19 protein-coding genes and 1 pseudogene are annotated in these 20,830 nt (G+C 63.2%); 11 read left to right on the forward strand and 9 right to left on the reverse strand.

Features of this window, described 5'->3' with window-relative positions:
* Positions 1–215: 215 nt before the first annotated feature.
* Positions 216–1,640: a PLP-dependent aminotransferase family protein gene (locus tag F6X59_RS24790; RefSeq protein ID WP_152958757.1), complete on the reverse strand. Its 1,425-nt coding sequence runs from the start codon at positions 1,638–1,640 to the stop codon at positions 216–218.
* Between the two features lie 326 nt (positions 1,641–1,966).
* Between F6X59_RS24790 and F6X59_RS24795 the strand changes: the two genes are divergently transcribed.
* On the forward strand, positions 1,967–3,379 hold the full coding sequence (locus F6X59_RS24795) for an amino acid permease (protein ID WP_152958758.1): 1,413 nt from the start codon (positions 1,967–1,969) through the stop codon (positions 3,377–3,379).
* A 3-nt stretch (positions 3,380–3,382) separates the two neighbouring features.
* Here F6X59_RS24795 and F6X59_RS24800 read toward each other — a convergent pair whose 3' ends face one another.
* A complete protein-coding gene (locus F6X59_RS24800) occupies positions 3,383–3,562 on the reverse strand; it encodes a hypothetical protein (protein ID WP_152958786.1) in 180 nt (59 codons plus the stop codon).
* Positions 3,563–3,658: 96 nt separating this feature from the next.
* On the opposite strand from F6X59_RS24800, the gene tam reads away from it, so the two are divergent.
* Entirely contained in the window at positions 3,659–4,435 is a 777-nt protein-coding gene (gene tam / locus F6X59_RS24805; protein WP_152958759.1) for a trans-aconitate 2-methyltransferase, read from the forward strand.
* On the opposite strand, the gene F6X59_RS24810 is transcribed toward tam, so the two are convergent.
* Positions 4,432–4,797, reverse strand: coding sequence for a DUF2784 domain-containing protein (locus F6X59_RS24810; RefSeq protein WP_152958760.1), 366 nt, complete (start codon positions 4,795–4,797; stop codon positions 4,432–4,434). The genes tam and F6X59_RS24810 overlap by 4 nt on opposite strands.
* A 157-nt stretch (positions 4,798–4,954) precedes the next feature.
* On the reverse strand, positions 4,955–5,824 hold the full coding sequence (locus F6X59_RS24815; RefSeq protein ID WP_152958761.1) for a LysR family transcriptional regulator: 870 nt from the start codon (positions 5,822–5,824) through the stop codon (positions 4,955–4,957).
* A 244-nt stretch (positions 5,825–6,068) separates the two neighbouring features.
* On the opposite strand from F6X59_RS24815, the gene F6X59_RS24820 reads away from it, so the two are divergent.
* The 4 genes from F6X59_RS24820 (at position 6,069) to F6X59_RS24835 (ending at position 10,770) form a co-directional block, all read left to right on the forward strand.
* Complete coding sequence (locus F6X59_RS24820; protein ID WP_152958762.1) at positions 6,069–7,385, forward strand: MFS transporter; 1,317 nt, start codon at positions 6,069–6,071, stop codon at positions 7,383–7,385.
* Positions 7,386–7,510: 125 nt separating this feature from the next.
* Complete coding sequence (locus tag F6X59_RS24825; protein ID WP_152958763.1) at positions 7,511–8,221, forward strand: YebC/PmpR family DNA-binding transcriptional regulator; 711 nt, start codon at positions 7,511–7,513, stop codon at positions 8,219–8,221.
* A gap of 110 nt (positions 8,222–8,331) precedes the next feature.
* The gene (locus tag F6X59_RS24830; RefSeq protein WP_152958764.1) at positions 8,332–9,276 is read left to right on the forward strand and encodes a LysR family transcriptional regulator; all 945 of its coding nucleotides are present in this window, start codon (positions 8,332–8,334) and stop codon (positions 9,274–9,276) included.
* Between the two features lie 81 nt (positions 9,277–9,357).
* Positions 9,358–10,770 (forward strand): DOPA decarboxylase, encoded by a 1,413-nt coding sequence (locus F6X59_RS24835; protein ID WP_372240521.1) that lies wholly within the window; start codon positions 9,358–9,360, stop codon positions 10,768–10,770.
* Between the two features lie 36 nt (positions 10,771–10,806).
* Here the strand turns inward: F6X59_RS24835 and F6X59_RS24840 are convergent, their stop codons facing one another.
* Positions 10,807–12,180, reverse strand: coding sequence for an MFS transporter (locus F6X59_RS24840; protein ID WP_152958765.1), 1,374 nt, complete (start codon positions 12,178–12,180; stop codon positions 10,807–10,809).
* Between the two features lie 475 nt (positions 12,181–12,655).
* On the opposite strand from F6X59_RS24840, the gene quiC reads away from it, so the two are divergent.
* Positions 12,656–14,563 carry a 3-dehydroshikimate dehydratase QuiC gene (gene quiC / locus F6X59_RS24845; RefSeq protein WP_152958766.1) on the forward strand — a complete coding sequence of 636 codons (1,908 nt, stop codon included), beginning with the start codon at positions 12,656–12,658 and terminating at the stop codon, positions 14,561–14,563.
* A 357-nt stretch (positions 14,564–14,920) separates the two neighbouring features.
* Positions 14,921–15,592: a TetR/AcrR family transcriptional regulator gene (locus tag F6X59_RS24850; RefSeq protein WP_152958767.1), complete on the forward strand. Its 672-nt coding sequence runs from the start codon at positions 14,921–14,923 to the stop codon at positions 15,590–15,592.
* Between the two features lie 6 nt (positions 15,593–15,598).
* Here F6X59_RS24850 and F6X59_RS24855 read toward each other — a convergent pair whose 3' ends face one another.
* Complete coding sequence (locus F6X59_RS24855) at positions 15,599–16,606, reverse strand: GlxA family transcriptional regulator (RefSeq protein ID WP_372240522.1); 1,008 nt, start codon at positions 16,604–16,606, stop codon at positions 15,599–15,601.
* Positions 16,607–16,745: 139 nt separating this feature from the next.
* On the opposite strand from F6X59_RS24855, the gene F6X59_RS24860 reads away from it, so the two are divergent.
* On the forward strand, positions 16,746–17,216 hold the full coding sequence (locus F6X59_RS24860) for an FAD/FMN-containing dehydrogenase (RefSeq protein WP_152958768.1): 471 nt from the start codon (positions 16,746–16,748) through the stop codon (positions 17,214–17,216).
* A gap of 40 nt (positions 17,217–17,256) precedes the next feature.
* Here F6X59_RS24860 and F6X59_RS24865 read toward each other — a convergent pair.
* Together F6X59_RS24865 and F6X59_RS24870 are read right to left on the reverse strand one after the other, a co-directional pair.
* Positions 17,257–18,513: pseudogene (locus F6X59_RS24865) on the reverse strand (cation:dicarboxylate symporter family transporter).
* 98 nt (positions 18,514–18,611) lie between these two features.
* Entirely contained in the window at positions 18,612–19,037 is a 426-nt protein-coding gene (locus F6X59_RS24870; protein WP_152958769.1) for a VOC family protein, read from the reverse strand.
* A gap of 172 nt (positions 19,038–19,209) precedes the next feature.
* On the opposite strand from F6X59_RS24870, the gene F6X59_RS24875 reads away from it, so the two are divergent.
* The gene (locus tag F6X59_RS24875) at positions 19,210–20,088 is read left to right on the forward strand and encodes a LysR substrate-binding domain-containing protein (RefSeq protein WP_152958770.1); all 879 of its coding nucleotides are present in this window, start codon (positions 19,210–19,212) and stop codon (positions 20,086–20,088) included.
* Between the two features lie 96 nt (positions 20,089–20,184).
* On the forward strand, positions 20,185–20,397 hold the full coding sequence (locus F6X59_RS24880; protein WP_012314118.1) for a PLDc N-terminal domain-containing protein: 213 nt from the start codon (positions 20,185–20,187) through the stop codon (positions 20,395–20,397).
* Between the two features lie 41 nt (positions 20,398–20,438).
* Here F6X59_RS24880 and F6X59_RS24885 read toward each other — a convergent pair whose 3' ends face one another.
* A complete protein-coding gene (locus tag F6X59_RS24885; protein ID WP_152958771.1) occupies positions 20,439–20,765 on the reverse strand; it encodes a hypothetical protein in 327 nt (108 codons plus the stop codon).
* Positions 20,766–20,830: the final 65 nt, after the last annotated feature.

Genomic DNA, 20,830 nt, shown 5'->3' on the forward strand with positions numbered 1-20,830 from the left:
TCACGCAAGGGTTTCTTTTTGGTTGGCATACATGCACCTCTTACTCATGTTATGCCCGAACACAAAATTTCTGACACCCTCACAGTTAGTTGTGCATAACGCCGGGGCTGCTGCGCAGCTACTCGCCACGACAATTTCAGCGCCTGCAAGATCGAGCGCCGCGCCCGCGCGGCGCTCGATCTTGCAGGCGCTGAAGATGCCAACCACCACAATCCCTACAAGCCACCCCGGCGCACATGCTTCACCAGCACCTTTTCCAACAATTCCCACATCGCCGGATCGGTACTGAACGCCACATTGAACCGCATCCAGCCGGTGGCCTTGGCATCGACCATGAACAACTGCCCAGGCCCGAGCATGATGCCTTTCTCCAAGGCATCATCCAGCAACGCCGCGCTGTCCGGAATCGCCGGGTGACGGGTCCAGATATACATCCCTTCATCCGATTCGGTGAACAGTTCAAAGCCCAATCGATGCAGATGCCGGCCAACTTCCTGATGCGCCTCGGCCAAACGCTGGCGCAGGCGTTTGAGGTGCTTGCGCCAGCGCCCGTCAATGATCGCGGCATACACGACCCGCTCCATCACCTGCGAAGTGGTCAGGCCCGAGCGCATCTTCAGGTGCAGCAACTTCTGCGACAGCTGCGGGTTGGCCAGTAAATAGCCGACCCGCACGTTGGGCGAGATGCTCTTCGAATAGCTGCCCACGTATACCACCTGCTGCAGGTGGTCGAGGCTGGCCAGGCACGGCTGCGGCTCGGCGACCATGTCGGCGTACAGGTTGTTCTCCACCAGACGGAAGCCATGCTGGCTGGCCAGTTGCAGCAGACGGTGCAGTTGCGGCAGCGGGGTGCGTGAACAGGTCGGGCTGTGCAGGTGCGGCTGGGTGAAGAACGCGGTAGGGCGGTGGTGTGCCAGCAAGTGTTCGAGATGATTGAGGTCGTAACCGTTTGGCGTACGTGGCACGCCGATCAAGGTCGCGCCCTGGGTGCGCAGGATACTCATCAGGTTGGGGTAGCCGGGGTCGTCCACCAGCACCACATCACCCGGGCGTACCAAGGTCCGCACGGCGAGGTCCAGCGCCTGGCTGGCGCCATGGGTCAGCATCAGCTGTGCCGGGTTGCAGACGATCGACAGTTCCTGCTGCAAGTTCTGCGCGGTCAGTGCGCGCAGCTCCGGCAAGCCCATCGGGTCGCCGTAGCCTGACAGCTCGAGCGGGCTGCCAGCAACCTGGCGCAGGCCACGGCGCAGGCCTTCTTCATACATCCAGTCGTTGGGCAGCCAGCCGCAGCCGGGCTTGAACGGCAGTTGGCGGATCTCGAAGATCTGCTGCAGGTACCACTCCGAATTGAACGTCGGGCGGCCGGCCTCGGCCTCACTGTTCTGGCTTTCAAGCAGCTCGTTCGCCGCACGATTGACGAAGAACCCCGCATTGCCCTTGCTCACCAGCAGCCCTTGGGCGACCAGGCGGTCATACGCCTCGACCACGGTGAAGGTGCTCACCGAATAACTCGCGGCGAAGGCGCGGATCGACGGGACCTTGGCGCCGGGCTTGAGGGTCTGGTTATCGATCAGCTCGCGCAGGCCGTCAATGATCTGGTTGACCAGCGGCGTGGAAGAGTCTGGATGTAATTCGAACATTCGGGGCCTTCAGGAGTGCGTAACGCCAAGCGCCAGCGGGGTGTATTGCATCGGCGGCCTGTACAGTGCAGTGCGAGATTCATGCCACTGTGCATGGCTCTCTACGTCGGACATTTTTACATTAGGTGTCAGATATCGCCACATAAAGCATGTTCAGTTCGCCCGAGGTGCCAACCCTGGGGCGCGTCAGCAGGCCGCCACGGAAGGCCTGCGTGTGTTTGCGCACACCATCCTGCCCGCATTAGCACTGATGTACAGGTGAAACCGAGAGCCATCGGGGTTTCACAGTTTTCCTTGGATAAAAAGAAGCACGGGGTACACAACTGATGGACGCAACATCCACAACAACCACCGCGAAAAGCGGGCACGAGAGCAAACTCAGTGCCTCGCTCAAGTCGCGCCACCTGACGATGATGTCGATCGCCGGGGTTATCGGCGGCGCCTTGTTCGTCGGTTCCGGCAGCGTGATCCACAGCGCCGGCCCGGCCGCAGTGCTGGCCTACCTGGCCGGCGGCATCCTGGTGGTGCTGATCATGCGCATGCTGGGTGAAATGGCGACTTCCTCGCCTGACACCGGCTCGTTCTCCACCTACGCCGACCGCGCGATCGGCCGCTGGGCCGGTTTCACCATCGGCTGGCTGTACTGGTGGTACTGGGTCATCCTGATGGCCTGGGAAGCCTATGTGGCGGGCAAGATCCTGCACGGTTTCTTCCCCGACGTGAGCGTCAACGTGTTCGTGCTTGCCACGACCCTGCTGCTGATCACTGTCAACTTCTTCAACGTCAAGCACTACGGTGAGTTCGAATTCTGGTTCGCGCTGATCAAGGTGGTGGCGATCGTCTGCTTCCTGGTGGTGTGTACCGCCGCCGTGATGAACCTCTGGCAGTTCGGTGAAGTGCGTGGCATCACCCACCTGACCGCCGAAGGCTTCATGCCCAACGGCATCACCACGGTCATTGGTGCCTTGCTCGGGGTGATGTTCGCCTTCCTCGGCGCCGAGATCGTCACCATCGCCGCTTCCGAAGCCAAGGACCCGGCCACCCAGATCGTCAAGGCCACCAACTCGGTGGTATGGCGTGTGTGCCTGTTCTACGTCGGTTCGATCTTCCTGATCGTCTGCCTGGTACCGTGGAACGACCCGCAACTGGGTGTTTCCGGCTATGGCGCGTACCGCCGTACCCTGGAGCTGCTGGGCGTGCCGCACGCCGAGCTGCTGATGAACTTCGTGGTGCTGACCTCGGTGAGCAGCTGCCTGATCTCCGGTCACTACACCGCTTCACGCATGCTGTTCTCCCTGGCCCAGCGTGGCGACGCGCCGTCGTTCTTCAAGATCACCCGCGCCGGCACTGGCGTACCGGTGTACGCGATCATCGGCTCCTGCGCCGTGGCCGTGGTCTGCGCGCTGATCAACTTCAGCGAGACCCTGCGCCCGAAAGACGTGCTGGAAACCCTGATGAACACCACGGGCATGATCGCCCTGCTGGTGTACCTGGTGATTGCCTTCTCGCAGCTGCGCATGCGCCGCAAGCTGATTGCCGAAGGCAAGGAAGTGCGCCTGCAGATGTGGCTGTTCCCGTGGCTGACCTACCTGGTGATCGGCTTCATCATTGCCGCGCTGGTGACCATGGCCTTCATGCCTGACTACCAGATCCTGGTGATCTCCACCGGCATCGCCGCCGCTGTCGTAGTGGCCATGGGCGTGGTGCACCAGATCCGCTCTGGCAAGCAGCAGCACTAAGCGTCACTTGTTGTTGGAAACGGCCGGCTCCCTTTGGGACCCGGCCGTTTCGCGTTGTTGGGCGTGGTGTTTTTCCTCGGGCATGTGAAACCGCTGGTTCATCCAGGGGGAGCCGAGCAGGGCGGCGGCTGCGATAAGCGCCAGAATGGCCAGGGCCAGGGATATTTTCATGGGCATGCGCATAAAAGGAGTGACTTCAAGCATAGGACGACAGTTCAAGCGCATGCGCTTCGGTACATGGCGTATGCTCACTGCATCGTCCGCCATAAGGAGCCGCCCATGGCCTGGTCCGCCACCCAGTATTCCCTCTTCGAAGACGAACGCACCCGCGCCGTGCGAGACCTGTTGGCCGCTGTGCCGCCACGCCCGGTGCGCCATGCCACCGACCTGGGCTGTGGCCCCGGCAACTCGACCGAAGTACTGCTGCAGCGTTGCCCGGATGCCCAGGTCACGGCGCTGGACAGCGACAAGGACATGATCGACAAGGCCCGCGAGCGCAAGCGCCTGCACATTCCGCGGGTGCGCTGCGAAATTGCCGATATCAGCGACTGGTCCGCCCCCGAACCGCAAGACCTGATCCTGGCCAATGCCTCGCTGCAATGGGTGCCCGACCACGGCTCGCTGTACCCGCACCTGGTGCGCCAGCTGAGCGAGGGCGGCAGCCTAGCGGTGCAGACCCCGGACAACCTCGACGAGCCCGCTCACCGGCAACTGCGCAAGATTGCCAGTGAAGGCCCGTGGGCGGAGAAATTCGCTGACTTCCACTTGCCACCCCGGCACAACGCGGCGTTCTACTACGACCTGCTCAGCCCCCTGTGCGCGCGGGTGGACGTGTGGCGTACCACCTATCACCACCCATTGGCCGGCGGCGCCGAGGCGGTGGTGGAATGGTTCAAGGGGTCGGCGCTGCGGCCTTACCTTGCCAAGCTGGACGAAGAGGAACAGGCGAGCTTCCTGCAGATGTACCTGCAGGCCATGCAGCATGACTACCCGCCTGCCACCGATGGCAAGGTGCTGCTGCCGTTCCCGCGGCTGTTTGTCGTCGCCACCCGTTAAGGTCGCCGCCAGCGCCAGATGACACCGCTGTAGATAGCCAGGTTCAGCACCAGCACGACGCCGCCCAGCAGCAGCTGGATGTGCGGCGTCAGGCCGGCGGGATAGATCAGCGGCCAGATGTAGTGCTCGACGAAGCCGCCATGGTAGCCCGCGTCACCGGCCGCCAGGCGCATGCGGTTTTCCCAGTGGGTGAGCGGGCATTGCAGATGCAGGCCTTCCACCGCCAAGCCCCAGGCCAGGGCAGGGAGGTGCAGGAGCAGGGCGGGGCGCCACCTGAGCACCAGCAGGCCACCGAACAGGACCAGCAGGATGAAGGCCAGGTGAAGCAGGACCAGGGCGTCGGCGGCCAAGCGGTAGAGCATGGTGGGAGAGCCTGGAGTTGAGGTATTTCCAGAATAGTTGTATTGCCTGTGCTGGCCTCTTCGCGGCTAAAGCCGCTCCCACAGGAACTGCACAGGTTTCAGATGCTGTGGGGTACCTGTGGGAGCGGCTTTAGCCGCGAAGAGGCCGGTACTGGCGCTACAACGCTTCCTGAACCATCTGCAGGAAGGTCGCCACCACGCGGCGGCTTCTTTGCTCGCTCAGGCACACCAGGGTCTCGGTCAGATGCCGCTGGCAATCGACAATGGGCAGCGCGCATACCCGCGCATCCGCGCCAAACTCGGCCGCCGACACCACCCCCACGCCAATCCCCACCACCACCGCCTCGCGCGCAGCTTCGCGGCCTTCCACCTGGATCGCCGGGCGAATCCGCAAGCCTGCGCGCTGCATCTCTTCCTCCAGCGTCTGCCGCGTTACCGAACCCGGCTCGCGCAGCACCAGCGGTGTGTCGTCCAGGTCCGCCAGGTTGATCGAGCCGCGGCTGGCCCATGGGTGGTTGTGCGAGACGAACGCCACCATCGGGTCGCGGCGCAGCGGCACGCAGTACAGCCGCTCGTCATCGACATCGCGCCCGAGCAGCGCCAGGTCGGCCTGGTAGCTGAACAGCCTTGCCAGCGATTCATCGGTGTTGCCGGTCTCGACCTTGACCTGGATGCCCGGGTAGCGCTGGCAGAAGCGGGCGATCTGCGGCAGTACGTGCACCGGCGCATCCACCGCCAGCACCAGGCTGCCGGTGTGCAGGGCGCGTGAATCCTGCAACAGGTCATGCGCCTCGGCCTCGCAGGCGAACAGGCGCTGGCTGATGCCCAGCAGGCGCTCACCGAGGTCGGTCAGTTGCACCGAACGCTTGTTGCGGTGGAACAGCAGCACACCGAAGCGCTCTTCGAGCTTGCGCACCTGGTCGGACACCGCCGGCTGGGTCAGAAACAGCTTTTGCGCCGCACGGGTGAAGCTGCCGTGCACGGCCACTGCATGGAAGGCCTTGAGTTGAGCGTGGGATACCGACATGCCGACTCCAGTAACAAGCTGCGCTTATGTGTGAAATACGATAAATCGATTTTCTTTATCAGTCAGCAACTGTTTCCATACGTTTCAACCCGAGGCCACCGCCACAAGCAGCGGCCGGGCCATGGCCCGCACAGCGGTGCCATCTGACCAGATGACGAGCCTTCGTCATGCAGTGCGCAACACAACAACAAGACAGGCGTTTCTTAACAATCTGCCGGCACACTTGAGCAAGAGGTCAGAGTCAATGAATCAATCACTAGCCGCGTTGAAACGCTGGCGCATCCAGATTTTCGCGATCACCTGGCTGGCCTACGCCGCCTTCTACTTCACCCGCAAAGCCTTCTCGGTGGCCAAGCTCGGCATCGCTGAAGACCCGACGTTCATGCTCGACAAGGCCGCCATGGCCAACCTCGACGCGATCTACCTGGCTGCCTATGCCGTGGGCCAGTTCACCTGGGGCATGCTTGCCGACCGTTTCGGCCCGCGCGTGGTGGTGCTGGGCGGCCTGCTGATCTCGGCGGCGGCCGCCGTGGTGATGGGCAGTTACGCGACCTTCCCGATCTTCGCCACCTGCATGCTGATCCAGGGCCTGGCGCAATCCACCGGCTGGGCCGGGCTGTGCAAGAACATCGGCAGCTTCTTCCCGGCTGCGCAGCGCGGGCGGGTGCTGGGGCTGTGGAGTTCGTGCTACGCCTTCGGTGGCCTGGTCGCTTCACCGTTCGCCGGCTGGTGGGCCTATACCCTGGTCGGCACCTGGCATGCGGCGTTCTTCTCCAGCGCTGCGGTGGTGGCCGGCGTGGCCGTGCTGTTCTTCTTCCTGCAGCGCAACAAGCCGGAAGACGTCGGCCTGGCAGCGGTCGAACCGGAGCCGCAGAGCATGGCCCCGGCTGGCAACCTGTGCAGTGTGTGGGCGCCACTGCGCGAGATCCTGCGCAACCGCACGGTGCTGACCCTGGGCCTGGCCTACTTCCTGTTGAAGCCGGCGCGCTACGCCATCCTGCTGTGGGGCCCGGTGATCGTCTTCGAGCAGATGCCATCGGTCGGCAAGGTCGGCGCGGCGATCATCCCCACCGCCTTCGAACTGGCCGGGCTGCTCGGCCCGATCATCATCGGCCTGGCTTCGGACAAGCTGTTCGGCGCCCGGCGCATGCCGGCCTGCGTGATCAGCCTGGTGCTGCTGACGCTGACCCTGGCAGCGTTCATGGCGGCCATGCACAGCGGCAGCATCGTGATGGTGGTGGCCTTGCTGTTCGTCATGGGCCTGACCCTGTATGGGCCGGACTCGATGATCAGCGGTGCGGCGGCCATCGACTTCGGCACGGCCAAGGCCGGCGCCACGGCGGCAGGCTTCGTCAACGGTTGCGGCTCGGTGGGCGCGGTGCTCGGCGGCCTGCTGCCGGGCTACTTCGACAGCGTCACGGTGTTCATCGTGTTTGCCGGCTGCGCGCTGTTCTCGGCCCTGGTGTTGTTGCCGCACTGGAACAGCCGCCCGGCCAGCACGCCCCAGGCCAATGACGTGGCGCCCAACACCAGTATGGCGATCAAGCCACTGCGTACCTGAAGGAAAGCGGGCAGGGTCGACAAGGCGTGAGATTACTTGTCGATCCACCGCCCGAGGGCGTATAAACTGCACCCACTTTTGGCCGGTCGCTTCCTGAACCGGCCGCTGAAACAAAGAGAGTCGACATGGGCGCACAGTGGAAAGCCAAACATAGAGAAACAGCTGCCAATGCCAAGGGCAAGATCATGGGCAAGCTGGCCAAGGAAATCCAGATCGCTGCCAAGTCTGGCGCCGACCCGGATATGAACCCGCGCCTGCGCCTGGCCATCGTTCAGGCCAAAAAAGCCTCGATGACCCGCGAGACCCTGGAGCGTGCGATCAAGAAAGGCGCCGGCCTGGACGGCGACGCCGTGCAGTACCATGCCGTCAGCTATGAAGGCTTCGCTCCGCACCAGGTGCCACTGATCGTCGAGTGCCTGACCGACAACGTCAACCGCACCGTGGCGCAGATCCGCGTGCTGTTCCGCAAGGGCCAGCTGGGCGCCAGCGGCTCGGTGGCGTGGGACTTCAACCACGTCGGCCTGATCGAAGCCACCCCGGAAGGCGATGCCGACCCGGAAATGGCCGCCATCGAAGCCGGCGCGCAGGAGTTCGAGGAAGGTGAAGAAGAAGGTTCGACCTTGTTCATCACTGACACCACCGACCTGGATGCTGTGCAGAAGGCGCTGCCTGAGCATGGTTTCACCGTGACTTCGGCGAAGATCGGTTATACCCCGAAGAATCCGGTGAGCGCGGCCAGCCTGAGTGCTGAAGCGCTGGCTGAGGTTGAAGCGTTCCTTGAGGCGATCGATGAGAACGATGACGTGCAGAACGTCTACGTGGGCCTGACCGCCTAAAAAGCTGGGGCCGCTTTGCGGCCCATTCGCGGGTAAACCCGCTCCTGCATGCCCTGTAGGGGCGGGTTTACCCGCGAATGGGCCTGTAAAAACCACGCAAGGGAGCCTGCATGAACCCGACTTTCGCCTCCCTCAGCCTCGCCCACCTGCGCACCCTCGACTGCCTCCTGCAGCTGAAGAACCTCAGCCACGCCGCCGACCGCCTGGGTGTCAGCCAATCGGCCCTGAGCCGCCAGCTGGCCCACCTGCGCGAAGCCTTCGACGACCCGTTGCTGGTACGCCAGGGCCGCGGTTATGTGCTCAGCGAGCATGCCGAAGCCCTGGCCGAACCCCTGCGCCAGGTCCTCGAAGAGCTCCAGGCCCTGCGCCAACCCGCTGCCTTCGACCCGGCCCGCTGCGAGCGGCGCTTCTGCCTGGCCGCCTCCGACTATGTAGCCGAGCACATGCTGCCGTTGCTGGTGGCTGCCTTGGAACAGGAAGCCCCGGGCGTGTCCATCGACTACCGCACCTGGCAGGCCGGGCAATACGCCTTGCTCGCCAGCGGCGAGATCGACCTGGCCACCACCTTGTTCGACGAGTCGCCGCCCAACCTGCATGGGCGTTTGCTAGGCGAAGACCGCGCGGTGTGCCTGATGCGCCAGGATCACCCGCTGACCGCGCTGGACGCGCTTGGCCAGGACGATTACCTGGCCTGCAAGCACGTGCGCATTTCCGGTGGCGGCGACAAGGACAGCTTCATCGACCGCCACCTGCGCGCCCAGGGTTTGCAGCGGCGCATCAGCCTGGAAGTACCGTTTTTCTCGGCGACTGTGCAGGTGATCGGCAACAGCCAGGCGCTGGCCACGGTACCCGAGCACATCGCCCGCCAGTTGTGCCGCCTGCACGGGCTGGCGTGGCGGCCGTTGGGGTTTGTCGAGCATACCCAGCGCTATTGGGTGGTGTGGCATCAGCGTTTGCAGGCCTCGGCCGAGCACCGCTGGTTGCGCAACCGGGTGTTCGAGCTGTGGCGCCAGTCACAGTTCGGCGTGCAGGGCGGGGTTGCGGATTTGCCATAGCAGGTATGCGCGCAGCGGGGTTATTCGCGGGGGCGCAGGCGCCTAGACTGGGGGCACTGGACAATCCTCAGGAGCGCGCGCGTGACCCCAGAACAATTCCGCCAGTACGGCCACCAGCTGATCGACCTGATCGCCGACTACCGCCAATCCGTCGGCGAACGCCCGGTCATGGCCCAGGTCCAGCCCGGCTACCTCAAGGCCCAGCTGCCACAAGGCGCCCCACAGCAGGGCGAGTCGTTCGAGGCGATCCTCGACGACGTCAACCAACTGGTCATGCCTGGCCTGTCGCACTGGCAGCACCCGGATTTCTACGGCTACTTCCCGTCCAACGGCACCCTGTCGTCGGTGCTCGGCGATTTCCTCAGCACCGGCCTCGGTGTGCTCGGCTTGTCGTGGCAATCCAGCCCGGCGTTGAGCGAGCTGGAGGAAACCACCCTCGACTGGCTGCGCCAGCTGCTCGGCCTGTCGGCCCAGTGGAGCGGGGTGATCCAGGACACCGCGTCCACCAGCACGCTGGTGGCGCTGATCAGCGCCCGTGAGCGGGCCACCGATTATGCGCTGGTGCGCGGCGGCCTGCAGGCCGAGGCCAAGCCGCTGATCATCTATGTCAGTGCCCATGCCCACAGCTCGGTGGACAAGGCTGCACTGCTGGCCGGCTTTGGCCGTGCCAACATTCGCCTGATCGCCACCGACGACAAGTTCGCCATGCGCCCGCAGGCGCTGCAGGCTGCCATCGAGCAAGACCTCGCCGCCGGCAACCAGCCCTGTGCTGTGGTCGCCACCACCGGTACCACCACCACCACCGCCCTTGACCCGCTGCGCCCGATCGGCGAAATCGCCCAGGCCAACGGGCTGTGGCTGCATGTCGACTCGGCCATGGCCGGCTCGGCGATGATCCTGCCGGAATGCCGGTGGATGTGGGACGGCATCGAGCTGGCCGATTCTGTCGTGGTCAACGCGCACAAATGGCTGGGTGTGGCGTTCGATTGCTCGATCTATTACGTGCGCGATCCGCAGCACTTGATCCGGGTGATGAGCACCAACCCGAGCTACCTGCAGTCGGCGGTGGATGGCGAGGTGAAGAACCTGCGGGACTGGGGGATTCCGCTGGGCCGTCGGTTCCGCGCCTTGAAACTGTGGTTCATGTTGCGCAGCGAAGGCGTTGAGGCGTTGCAGCAGCGCTTGCGCCGAGACCTGGAGAATGCCCGCTGGTTGGCGCAGCAGGTTGAGGCTCAAGCGCAGTGGGAAGTGCTGGCACCGGTGCAACTGCAGACCTTGTGCATTCGCCACCGGCCAGCGGGGCTGGAAGGGGAGGCGCTGGATGCGCATACCAAGGCGTGGGCTGAGCGGCTGAATGCGTCCGGGGTGGCGTATGTGACGCCGGCGACGCTGGAAGGGCGGTGGATGGTGCGGGTGTCGGTGGGGGCTTTGCCGACCGAGCGGGAGCATGTGGAGAAGCTTTGGCTGAACCTGCAGGAAGTGGTCAAAGGCTGATATCGCTGGGGCCGCAAAGCGGCCCCGTACGATCTATTACTGGCTCACTGCCTGAAAGCTGCCTTTGCGGCTGGCTTCGTAAGCTTCCTTCTCCATCGGCTTGGCGTCCGGGTTGCCCAGATCTTCCATCGCCAAACGGTGGGTCTCCGGCGCAATGTAGGCCGCCAATGCACACACGCAGGTGATGAAGAACGCCAGGCCACCGATCACCAGCGGAATGTTGTCCGAACCCGGTGGCGCCACCAGGGCGAACAGCGCTGGCAGCATGGCGGTGAGCATGGTGCCGATGTTCTGCGCGATGGCCATGGCCGATACGCGGTAGCGGGTTTGGAACAGCTCCGGGTAGAAGCTTGGGAATACCGCGTTGTAACCCTGGTAGACCATGCCCCACATCACGATCGAGGCGGCGAAGGCCAGCGGCACGTTCTGGATGCTGATCGCATACAGGTAGACGAAGGCCAGCAGGCCAGAGCCCAGGCAGCCGGCGATCATGGTCGGGCGACGGCCGATCTTGTCGGACAGGTTGCCCACGAACGGAATCACCAGCACCGCGACGATGTTGCCCACTACCGGGATCCACAGGTACACGCTCTTGTCGAAGCCGATGCCATAGGCCGGCTGCACCGCGTAGGCCGCGCCGAAGATGGTGGCAACTACCGGGATCACGTTCATCAGGGCCATGAACATCACCAGCACCATGTGCTTCCAGCTGTGGCGGAAGGCCTCGCTGATCGGCGACTTGGCAACCTTGTCCTGCTTCTCTTCCTTCACGAACGCCGGGGTTTCGTGCACTTCCTTACGAATGATGAAGCCCGCAAGCAGGACGAAGGCGCTCAACAGGAACGGAATGCGCCAGCCCCAGTCATTGAAGGCTTCACTCGGCATGAAGTAGGCCAGTGGCAGGAACACCGCCGCCGCCATTACCTGGCCGGCCTGCACGCCCTGCAAGGTGAAGCTGGCATAGTAGCCACGCCGGCCGAACGGGGCGTGCTCCATGATCATTGAGCTGGCACCGGAGATTTCACCGGCCACGGCAAAGCCCTGGACCAGGCGCAACAGCACCAGCAAGGCCGGGGCCAGCATACCGATATCGTGGTAGGTCGGCAGCAGGCCGACGGCCATGGTCGACAGGCCCATCAGGAACATGCACAGCAGCAGCACGTTCTTGCGCCCGCGGGTGTCACCCCAGTGGCCGAGCACGAAGGCGCCGACAGGGCGGGCCAGGTAGCCCACACCGTAGGTGGCCAACGAGGCGATGATGGCCATTTTCGGGTCGGTGTTGGGGAAGAAGATCTGCGGGAAGATCAGTGCCGCAGCCTGGGCATAGATGAAGAAATCGTAGTATTCGAGTGCCGAGCCAATCCATCCACTGGCGGTCGCTTTCTTGGCTTGAGAGCTTGAGTGAGCCATCGTTGTCTCCGTTGTTCTTGTAGGTCGCCGCACGGCTGGCGTCGCCCAGGGGCGGCCAGAGGGGTGCGATCGCTTTTCGGGAGTAGGGCGGTTATAGCGCGATTGATCGCAGGCGGTGTCTGCAGAGGGAAGACGAACGAGCAGGTGCGGATCGCAAGGCGATGGAGGTGTGCATAGGTCGGTACCCGGTTTATTGAACTTATTATGTTGTGACGTTGGGCTTGTCTGCGCAGGTTTTGCCGAACCACCGTCAGGGCAGAAGAGGGCGGTCGGTGTGCCTGCGTCTGGGTCCATGTTTGCTTAGGGTTGGCAGTGAATCAATTCGCCAAAATCGGTTTTGTGCGGTAATCGAACGCAAAACTAACCATTTCGTACAAACAGATTGCCGGGTCGACTTTACCTGCGAATAATTGACAGTGCCAGAAACCCAGCAAGGTTTCGGCCCGTCGTCCGTCCAATAACAAGGAACTCCCCCATGCAGCGTTCGATAGCCACCGTGTCCTTGAGCGGCACCCTGCCGGAAAAGCTCGAAGCCATCGCCGCCGCCGGTTTCGACGGCGTGGAGATCTTCGAGAACGACCTGTTGTACTACGCTGGCAGCCCGCGTGAAGTACGGCAGATGTGCGCCGACCTCGGCATTGCCATTACCCTGTTCCAGCCGTTCCGTGACTTTGAAGGCTGCCGCCGCGACCGCCTGCAGAAAAACCTCGACCGCGCCGAGCGCAAGTTCGACCTGATGCAAGAGCTGGGCACCGACCTGGTGCTGGTGTGCAGCAACGTCCAGGCCGACGCCCTGGGCGATGAACAGATCCTGGTGGACGACCTGCGCCTGCTTGGCGAGCACGCCGGCAAGCGCGGCCTGCGCATCGGCTACGAAGCCCTGGCCTGGGGCCGCCACGTCAATACCTACCAGCAAGTGTGGAACCTGGTGCGCCAGGCCGACCACCCGGCGCTGGGGGTGATCCTCGACAGCTTCCATACCCTGTCGCTCAAAGGCGACCCGGCGGCGATCCGTGACATCCCCGGCGACAAGATCTTCTTCGTACAGATGGCCGACGCGCCGATCCTGAACATGGACGTGCTGGAATGGAGCCGCCACTTCCGCAACTTCCCGGGGCAGGGCGAAATGGACCTGGCTGGCTTCCTTGCGCCGATCCTCGCCACCGGCTATCGCGGCCCGCTGTCGCTGGAAATCTTCAACGACGGCTTCCGCGCCGCGCCGCCACGGCAGAACGCCGCCGACGGCCTGCGCTCGCTGCTGTACCTCGAAGAACAGACCCGCCTGCGCCTGGAGCAGGAAGGCACTGCCATCGAGCCGGGTGTGCTGTTCACCCCGCCGGCGGCCAGCGCCTACGACGGTGTGGAGTTCCTCGAATTCGCCGTTGACGAAGCCGTCGGCGCGCGCCTGGGCAGCTGGCTCAAGCGCCTGGGCTTTGCCGAAGCCGGCAAGCACCGTAGCAAGGACGTGCGCCTGCTGCGCCAGAACGACATCAACATCGTGCTCAACGCCGAGCCGTACTCCTTCGGCCACAACTTCTTCGAGGCTCACGGCCCTTCGCTGTGCGCCACTGCCCTGCGGGTGAAGGACGAGCATGCCGCGCTGCAACGCGCCACCGACTTCCGCGGCCAGCCATTCCGTGGCCTGGTCGGCCCCAACGAATGCGAAGTACCGGCTGTGCGTGCCCCGGACGGCAGCCTGATCTACCTGGTGGAGCAGGGCAAGGAAGGGCCGTCGCTGTACGACACCGACTTCCGCCTGGACCCGGCCGCCAATGCCATCGGCGGTTTGCAGCGCATCGACCACATGGCCCTGGCGCTGCCGGCCGAGTCGCTGGACAGCTGGGTGCTGTTCTACAAGAGCCTGTTCGACTTTGCTGCCGACGATGAAGTGGTGCTGCCCGACCCGTACGGCCTGGTCAAGAGCCGCGCCTTGCGCAGCCCGTGCGGCAGCCTGCGCTTGCCGCTGAACATCTCGGAGAACCGCAACACCGCCATCGCCCATGCGCTGTCCAGCTATCGTGGCTCAGGTGTGCATCACATCGCCTTCGATTGTGGGGATATCTTCGCCGAAGTGGCGCGGGCCAAGGAATCGGGCGTGCCACTGCTGGAAATCCCGCTGAACTACTACGACGACCTCGCGGCGCGCTTCGATTTCAACGACGAGTTCCTTAGTGAACTGGCGTATTTCAACGTGCTGTACGACCGTGATGCCCAGGGGGGCGAGCTGTTCCACGTGTACACCGAGCCGTTCGAGGAGCGCTTCTTCTTTGAAATCATCCAGCGCAAGGGCGGCTATGCCGGGTATGGCGCGGCGAACGTCGCGGTGCGCCTGGCGGCGATGGCCAAGCGGCGCAGTGGGGCGGTGCGCAAGCCGGTGTTGTGATTCTGAGGCGTTCGCCGACAGGCATTCAGCACCTATAAGATCGAGCGCCGCCCGCGCGGCGCTCGATCTCACCAGCGCTGTAAAACTTTCGGCGGACACTAGGCTCTGTACGAAAAGTCTTGAGACGCAGGTCAGGCAAGGCGAAAACAGCCGAGGAAGCGGAGTGTACTGGAGTACATGAGCATTCCGAGGCTGTTTTCAACGCAGCATGAACAAGTATCAAGGCTTTTCGTACAGAGCCTAGCGGCCATAACCTGAGTCCCAAGACCTGTTCATCGGGCCCGCGAAGGCTTGCCGCAGGGCGAACCCGTCACGGATAATCCCCTCAAATCCCAAAAAGACACCCCGTGAGCCGCCATGAGCAACCCCGTAGCCCCCCTCAGCCCGCCTGAACCCTCGGCTACGCGCCAACCGCGCAAGAACAACCCCGAGAAAACCCGCGAGGACATCCTCCAGGCCGCCATCAACGAGTTCGTCCAGCAAGGCCTTGCTGGCGCGCGCGTGGACGCCATCGCCGAGCGCACGGCCACCTCCAAGCGCATGATCTACTACTACTTCGGCAGCAAGGAGCAGCTGTACGTCGAGTGCCTGGTCAAGCTCTACGGCGACATCCGCAAGACCGAACAGAGCCTGGACCTGGAATCGCTACCGGCCGAGCAGGCGATTCGCCGGCTTTGCGAGTTCACCTTCGACCACCACGACCGCAACGTCGATTTCGTGCGCATGGTCTGTACCGAGAACATCCATTACGGCGAGTACGTCAAGAAGTCCCCGGCCATCCGCGAGATGAGCAGCCTGGTGCTGCAAGCATTGGGCAGCACCCTGGCGCGTGGCGTGAAAGAGGGCGTGTTCCGCCCCGGCATCGAGGTCATCGACCTGCACATGCTGATGAGTTCGTTCTGCTTCTACCGGGTGTCCAACCGCCACACCTTCGGCGACATCTTCCAGATCGACCTGGCCGACGAGCAGGTCAAGCTGCGCCACCGGCAGATGATCTGCGACGTGGTGCTCAGCTACATCCGCGCCTGAACCCGCTTACTCGCCCAGCCGTTGCTCGCGTGACGGCGGGTAGCCGAAGTAGGCGGCGTAGCATTTGCTGAAGTGCGAGACCGAGACGAAGCCGCACGCCACTGCCACCTCCATCACCGACAGGTCGGAGTACTGCAGCAGGCGGCGGCTCTTGGTGATGCGCAGTTCCATGTAGTAGCGCCGCGGCGAAGTGCCGAGCTGGGCCTGGAACAGGCGGTCGATCTGCCGACGCGAGCGGCCGCTGTAGGCGGCCAGCTGGTCAAGGCTCAGGGTTTCTTCGAGGTTGTTTTCCATCAGCTCGACAATGGTGCGCAGGTGCAGGCTCATGGACTTTTTCGCGCCGGGGCCGACCTGGCGGTAGCGGGCACCGGAGAACGACAGGATTTCTTCCACGCCTTCGGCCAGGCCGTCGCCGTACAGGCGGCGCACCAGGCCCAGCATCAGCTCCATGGCACCGTTGGGGCTGGCGGCGCTGAGGCGGTCGCGGTCGAGGGTGAAGCTGGCCGGGGTGATGCGGGTTTGCGGGCTGCGCTCGGACAGGCTGGCGCGCTGCTCGGGGTGGATGCTGCAGCCGTAGTCGTCGAGCACGCCGGCCCGGCCGAGGAACCAGGCGCCGTTCCACAGCCCGCCCAGGGCCATGCCGTGGGCGGCGCAGTCGGCCAGCAGGCGGTCGAGCTCGGGGTATTTCAGCGGTGTACGCAGGCCGCCGCAGACGATCAGCAGGTCGAGTGTCTTGAGCTCCTCGGCGGACAGTTCGCTGGCGACCAGTTCCAGCCCCAGGTCGCTGAGCACCCGGTCACCCTTGGGTGACAGCGGGGTGAAACGGAAGCTGTCGGCGCGCAACAGGTTGGCGGTGACCAGCACGTCCATGGCCACGGTGAAGCTGGCCATCGAGAAGTGCTCGAGCAGGATGAAGTCGACGCGGTAAGGTGCCTCGGGGCTACCGGCGTTGGCCTTGAGCCGCAGCATGTTGCTGGTGCTGGTCTTCTTGCTGAACTGGCGTGGGGTGGGCACTCTGGACTCCGCTTCCTGGCTGGCCAGCAGAGTGTGGCGGCAGCGTGCGGGAAAGACAATCTCCGGGGGGCGCGTGTCGTATTGCAGGTCGTGTTGAGGCAAGTGGGCTATGCTGGCGCCTCTGTTCTGGAGAACCTCGATGAAATACGCCATCGCATTACTGTTCGGTCTGCTGCCGTTGCTGGCCCATGCCCTGGAGGCAGGCGAGCGGTTGGCGCCCTGGACGCTGCTTGACCAGTACGACCAGCCTTACAGCCTGAACGCCGGCACGCACATACTGCTGGTGGCCCGCGACATGGAGGGCGCCAAGCTGGTCAAGGCCGCGCTGGCCGACGCGCCCAAGGGCTACCTGGAGGCGCGCGATGCGGTGTTCGTCGCCGATATCCAGCGGATGCCGGCGCTGATCAGCAAGCTGTTCGCCATACCGGCGATGCGCGATTACAGCTACCGGGTGTTGCTCGACCGCGAAGGCCGTATTGCCAGTCGCTATCCGGGGCAGGCAGGGCAGGTTTCATGGCTGCGCTTGAAGGATGGGATGCTGGTGAGCGAGCAGGCCTTTGCCGATGCCGTGGCGCTCAAGGCGGCCCTGGACGGGGTGCCGGCGCACTGATGATGCGCCAGAGCCCTGTCCGTGACAGGGCTCTGGCCGTTCAGCAACGCACCGCCAGCGAGCCGCCTTCACCCTTCAACGCCACGCCCTCCCAGCGGGCAATCACCAGCGGCGCGATCGCATTGCCGAGCACATTCAGCGTAGTGGTGCCACTTTCGATGACCCGGAAGATACCGGCCACCAGTGCCACCGCTTCCAGCGGCAGCCCGGCCGATGCCAGTGTCGCCGAGAGGATGATGATGGCAAAGCCCGGTACGCCCGCAGCGCCCTTGGAGGTGAGCACCATCGTCACCACCAGCAGGATCTGCTGGGATAGCGTCAGGTCGATGCCATACAACTGGGCGATGAAGATCGTCGCCACGCCCAGGAAGATCGACGCACCATCGAGGTTGAAGGCGTAGCCGACCGGCACCACGAAGCTGACGATGCGCCGGGGCACTCCATACCGTTCAAGCTTCTCCATCAACTGGGGCATGACGGCGGCCGACGCGGCGCTGGAGCAGGCCAGGATCAGTTCGTCCTGGAAGTAACGCACCAGCTTGAGCAAGTTTTCGCCTATCAGGTAGCAGATACCACCCAGCACGATCGTTGCAAACAGCAGCAGTGCCAGGTACACCACGCCAATCAGCTTGAGCAGCGGCAGCAGCGAGGCGAAGCCGAAGGTGGCGACGGTGGCGCCGATCATGCCGAACACGCCAATCGGTGCGTAGGCCATCACATAGTTGACCAGTTTGAACATGGCGTCGGCGGTGCCCTGCAGGGTGGCGATTACCGCTGCACTCTTTTCCCGCGGCAACGCGTTCAAGGCCATGCCGAACAGGACGGCAAAGAACAGGATCGACAGTAGCTTGCCTTCGGAAAGTGCCTGGAACAGGTTGTCTGGCACGATGTTCTGCACGATCAGCAGGGCACTTTTGGCGGGCTCCGTCTTCATCACGGCATCACCGTGCGCCATCCCTGCGATGACGGTGCCTGATCCAGGTTGCAGGAGATTGCCAAGCACCAGCCCGACAACGATCGCCAAGGTGGTGATGGCAAAGAAATAACCGAGCGACTTGGCGCCCATGCGGCCGAACGACTTGTTGTCGCCGCCGCCGGCAATGCCAAGCACCATGCAACAGAAGACGATCGGTACGACAATCATCTTCATCATCTTGATGAAGATGTCACCCAGGGGCTTGAGGATTTCTGTACTTGCCCATTATTGATAGGCAGGGTGACTGTTCAGGTACCAGCCGACGAGGATACCGAGAAACAGACCGGCAACGATCTGCCAGACGAGCGGGATTTTTTTCATGGCTCTAGCCTTTTTTATAGAAGGTGTGCTGCGCAGTTGGCAGTAGCTAGATGCGTGAGCGCGAGCGCCCACGCCAAGGGCACGCTGAGCAATCAGGCTTATTTGGCGAAAATCTGCCCCATGTCCTTGAACGCCTTGAATTCAAGTGCATTACCGCAGGGGTCGAACAGGAACATGGTGGCCTGTTCGCCTACCTGGCCCTTGAAACGGATGTACGGTTCGATCACGAACTGGGTACCCAACGCGGTCAGGCGCTTGGCCAACGCCACCCATTCGTCCCAGTGCAGGATGACGCCGAAATGCGGAGCCGGCACATTGTGGCCGTCCACAGGGTTGCTCAATGCCTGCTCCTGATAGGCCATCTTCGGGTGTTCGTGAATCACCAATTGATGGCCATAGAAGTTGAAGTCGACCCATTGCGCAGCCGAGCGGCCTTCTTCAAGGTTGAAGACTTCGCCATAGAACCTTCGGGCGGCAGCAATATCGTGAACGGGAATGGCAAGGTGGAAAGGAGAGAGGCTCATCAGGTGCTCCTGTGATCGATTTAATTGAGGCGAACGTCAGGGCCTTCGCCTGGAACCTGAAAACCGAGCTTGCTGGCAAGCGTCTGTTTTTTGTTCTGCGGACGAGTGTAGGGATGGCGAATCAATAAAAAAATCAATATATGTTTCTTAAAAACACAAAGGAAATTTGTTGATGATTCGCGAACTCAAGACGCTGATCGTGGTGGCCCGCGAGGGCACCTTTGCCGCGGCGGGGTTGAAGGTCAACCTGACCCAGGCAGCGGTGAGCGCCCAGATGCAGCGGCTGGAGGAGGAACTGGGGTTCGAGATTTTCGAGCGCAAGGGCAGGAATGCCCAGTTGAACCGGCGTGGTCAGCAAATTCTGATTCAGGCGCAGGAAGTGCTCAGGCTGTACAGCAGTCTGGGCTCCAATGTTGCTGGGGCCGCGCCCACCGTGCAGGTGGACATTGGTGCCATCGCATCCATACAGCGCTCGCTGCTGCCCCAGGCGCTGGCGCAGTTTCACGCGGCTCGTTCGGAGTGCCGCACACGCATCATCCCCGGGCTGTCACTGGAATTGCTCAGTGCGGTCGATGCCAGAGAGCTCGATATCGCGGTGATCATCCGGCCGCCCTTTGAGCTGCAGAGCGATTTGCAATGGACCACCCTGGCTCGCGAGCCTTACCGTCTGATCGTGCCGGCTGGGCTGGAGCAGGCTGAATGGAGCGATATCCTCACCACGCAGCCCTTCATTCGCTATGAACGCTCCTCGTTCGGAGGTCGTCAGGTCGATCGCTTCCTGCGCCAGGCTCATTTCAGCACCCGCGAAGTGTGCGAACTGGACGAGTTGGAGGCCATCACCGAACTGGTTGGCAAGGGCGTTGGCGTGGCGCTGGTGCCGCAGACCGTCACCCGGGATGCCTGGCCCGCCAGCGTGCGGGCCTATGACCTTGGCGCACATACATTCCACCGCGACATCGGCCTGGTGCACCACGCCAATGTGCTGTTGAGCGAGCAGGTGGCACAACTGATCGCACTGATCGTCCAGGCCGCCCGGCAATCGGTGACTTGAGGCGCGCGGGTGGTCACTGGGCGCACGTATCAAATCCGAGTGAACCCTCACCGCTGGCTGTAACCCAACCCAGTACATGCCAACGGGAGAGTGCACATGGAAATCGGAACGATCTGGATCATTGTCGCGGCCTTGGTCATTCTGCTGGAGATCTTCGCCATCTGGCACATCATCGGCAGCGAACGGCGCGCAGAGCGCAAGATGCTGTGGATCGTGTTCGTGGTCTACGCACCGTTCCCGGGGCTGCTGTTCTGGGCCTGGCGTGGGCCGCGGGCGGTCAAGGGCAGGGCGGTGCTGCAGGAGAAGTGACTGCAGCGGTATCAGGCGCGTGGCGCCTGATACCGGTGGCTTCAATCGGGTGTGATGCCGATCTTGATGGCCGGGTCGAGGCCGCTGACCATCAGGCTGCCGGCGAAACTGACCGTATCGTCTACCTCAAGGGTCTTGAATGCGTCACGGATGCGGGAACGGATCGATTTGCTGGCTTCCTTGCGTTTTTCGTCAGTCGTACCCGGGGACAGGACAAGTTCACCGTGCAACGTCGTTTCGACTTTGCCGGAGGTTTTCCAGCCCATCTCTTTACGCAGGTGAGTGCGCGCCACAGCGGCATCACCTTCGTGATCGTTGTTCACAGGGCTGATGGTGTAGGCGAGTTGGAACGCGTAGGGCTTGCTCATTGGCTTTTCCTTCAGTGAAGCGGCGCTGCGCCGCAGTGCTGGCCTCCGTGCCGGGAGCTGCAATC

The organism is Pseudomonas sp. MN1F (genome assembly GCF_009391885.1).
Taxonomy (GTDB): Bacteria; Pseudomonadota; Gammaproteobacteria; order Pseudomonadales; family Pseudomonadaceae; genus Aquipseudomonas.

What these genes read in the sequence shown, in the direction of transcription:
- F6X59_RS24790 (WP_152958757.1), bottom strand. Translation starts at nt 1,640, where the DNA reads ATGTTCGAATTACATCCAGACTCTTCCACGCCGCTGGTCAACCAGATC.
- F6X59_RS24795 (WP_152958758.1), top strand. Translation starts at nt 1,967, where the DNA reads ATGGACGCAACATCCACAACAACCACCGCGAAAAGCGGGCACGAGAGC.
- F6X59_RS24800 (WP_152958786.1), bottom strand. Translation starts at nt 3,562, where the DNA reads ATGCGCATGCCCATGAAAATATCCCTGGCCCTGGCCATTCTGGCGCTT.
- tam (WP_152958759.1), top strand. Translation starts at nt 3,659, where the DNA reads ATGGCCTGGTCCGCCACCCAGTATTCCCTCTTCGAAGACGAACGCACC.
- F6X59_RS24810 (WP_152958760.1), bottom strand. Translation starts at nt 4,797, where the DNA reads ATGCTCTACCGCTTGGCCGCCGACGCCCTGGTCCTGCTTCACCTGGCC.
- F6X59_RS24815 (WP_152958761.1), bottom strand. Translation starts at nt 5,824, where the DNA reads ATGTCGGTATCCCACGCTCAACTCAAGGCCTTCCATGCAGTGGCCGTG.
- F6X59_RS24820 (WP_152958762.1), top strand. Translation starts at nt 6,069, where the DNA reads ATGAATCAATCACTAGCCGCGTTGAAACGCTGGCGCATCCAGATTTTC.
- F6X59_RS24825 (WP_152958763.1), top strand. Translation starts at nt 7,511, where the DNA reads ATGGGCGCACAGTGGAAAGCCAAACATAGAGAAACAGCTGCCAATGCC.
- F6X59_RS24830 (WP_152958764.1), top strand. Translation starts at nt 8,332, where the DNA reads ATGAACCCGACTTTCGCCTCCCTCAGCCTCGCCCACCTGCGCACCCTC.
- F6X59_RS24840 (WP_152958765.1), bottom strand. Translation starts at nt 12,180, where the DNA reads ATGGCTCACTCAAGCTCTCAAGCCAAGAAAGCGACCGCCAGTGGATGG.
- quiC (WP_152958766.1), top strand. Translation starts at nt 12,656, where the DNA reads ATGCAGCGTTCGATAGCCACCGTGTCCTTGAGCGGCACCCTGCCGGAA.
- F6X59_RS24850 (WP_152958767.1), top strand. Translation starts at nt 14,921, where the DNA reads ATGAGCAACCCCGTAGCCCCCCTCAGCCCGCCTGAACCCTCGGCTACG.
- F6X59_RS24860 (WP_152958768.1), top strand. Translation starts at nt 16,746, where the DNA reads ATGAAATACGCCATCGCATTACTGTTCGGTCTGCTGCCGTTGCTGGCC.
- F6X59_RS24870 (WP_152958769.1), bottom strand. Translation starts at nt 19,037, where the DNA reads ATGAGCCTCTCTCCTTTCCACCTTGCCATTCCCGTTCACGATATTGCT.
- F6X59_RS24875 (WP_152958770.1), top strand. Translation starts at nt 19,210, where the DNA reads ATGATTCGCGAACTCAAGACGCTGATCGTGGTGGCCCGCGAGGGCACC.
- F6X59_RS24880 (WP_012314118.1), top strand. Translation starts at nt 20,185, where the DNA reads ATGGAAATCGGAACGATCTGGATCATTGTCGCGGCCTTGGTCATTCTG.
- F6X59_RS24885 (WP_152958771.1), bottom strand. Translation starts at nt 20,765, where the DNA reads ATGAGCAAGCCCTACGCGTTCCAACTCGCCTACACCATCAGCCCTGTG.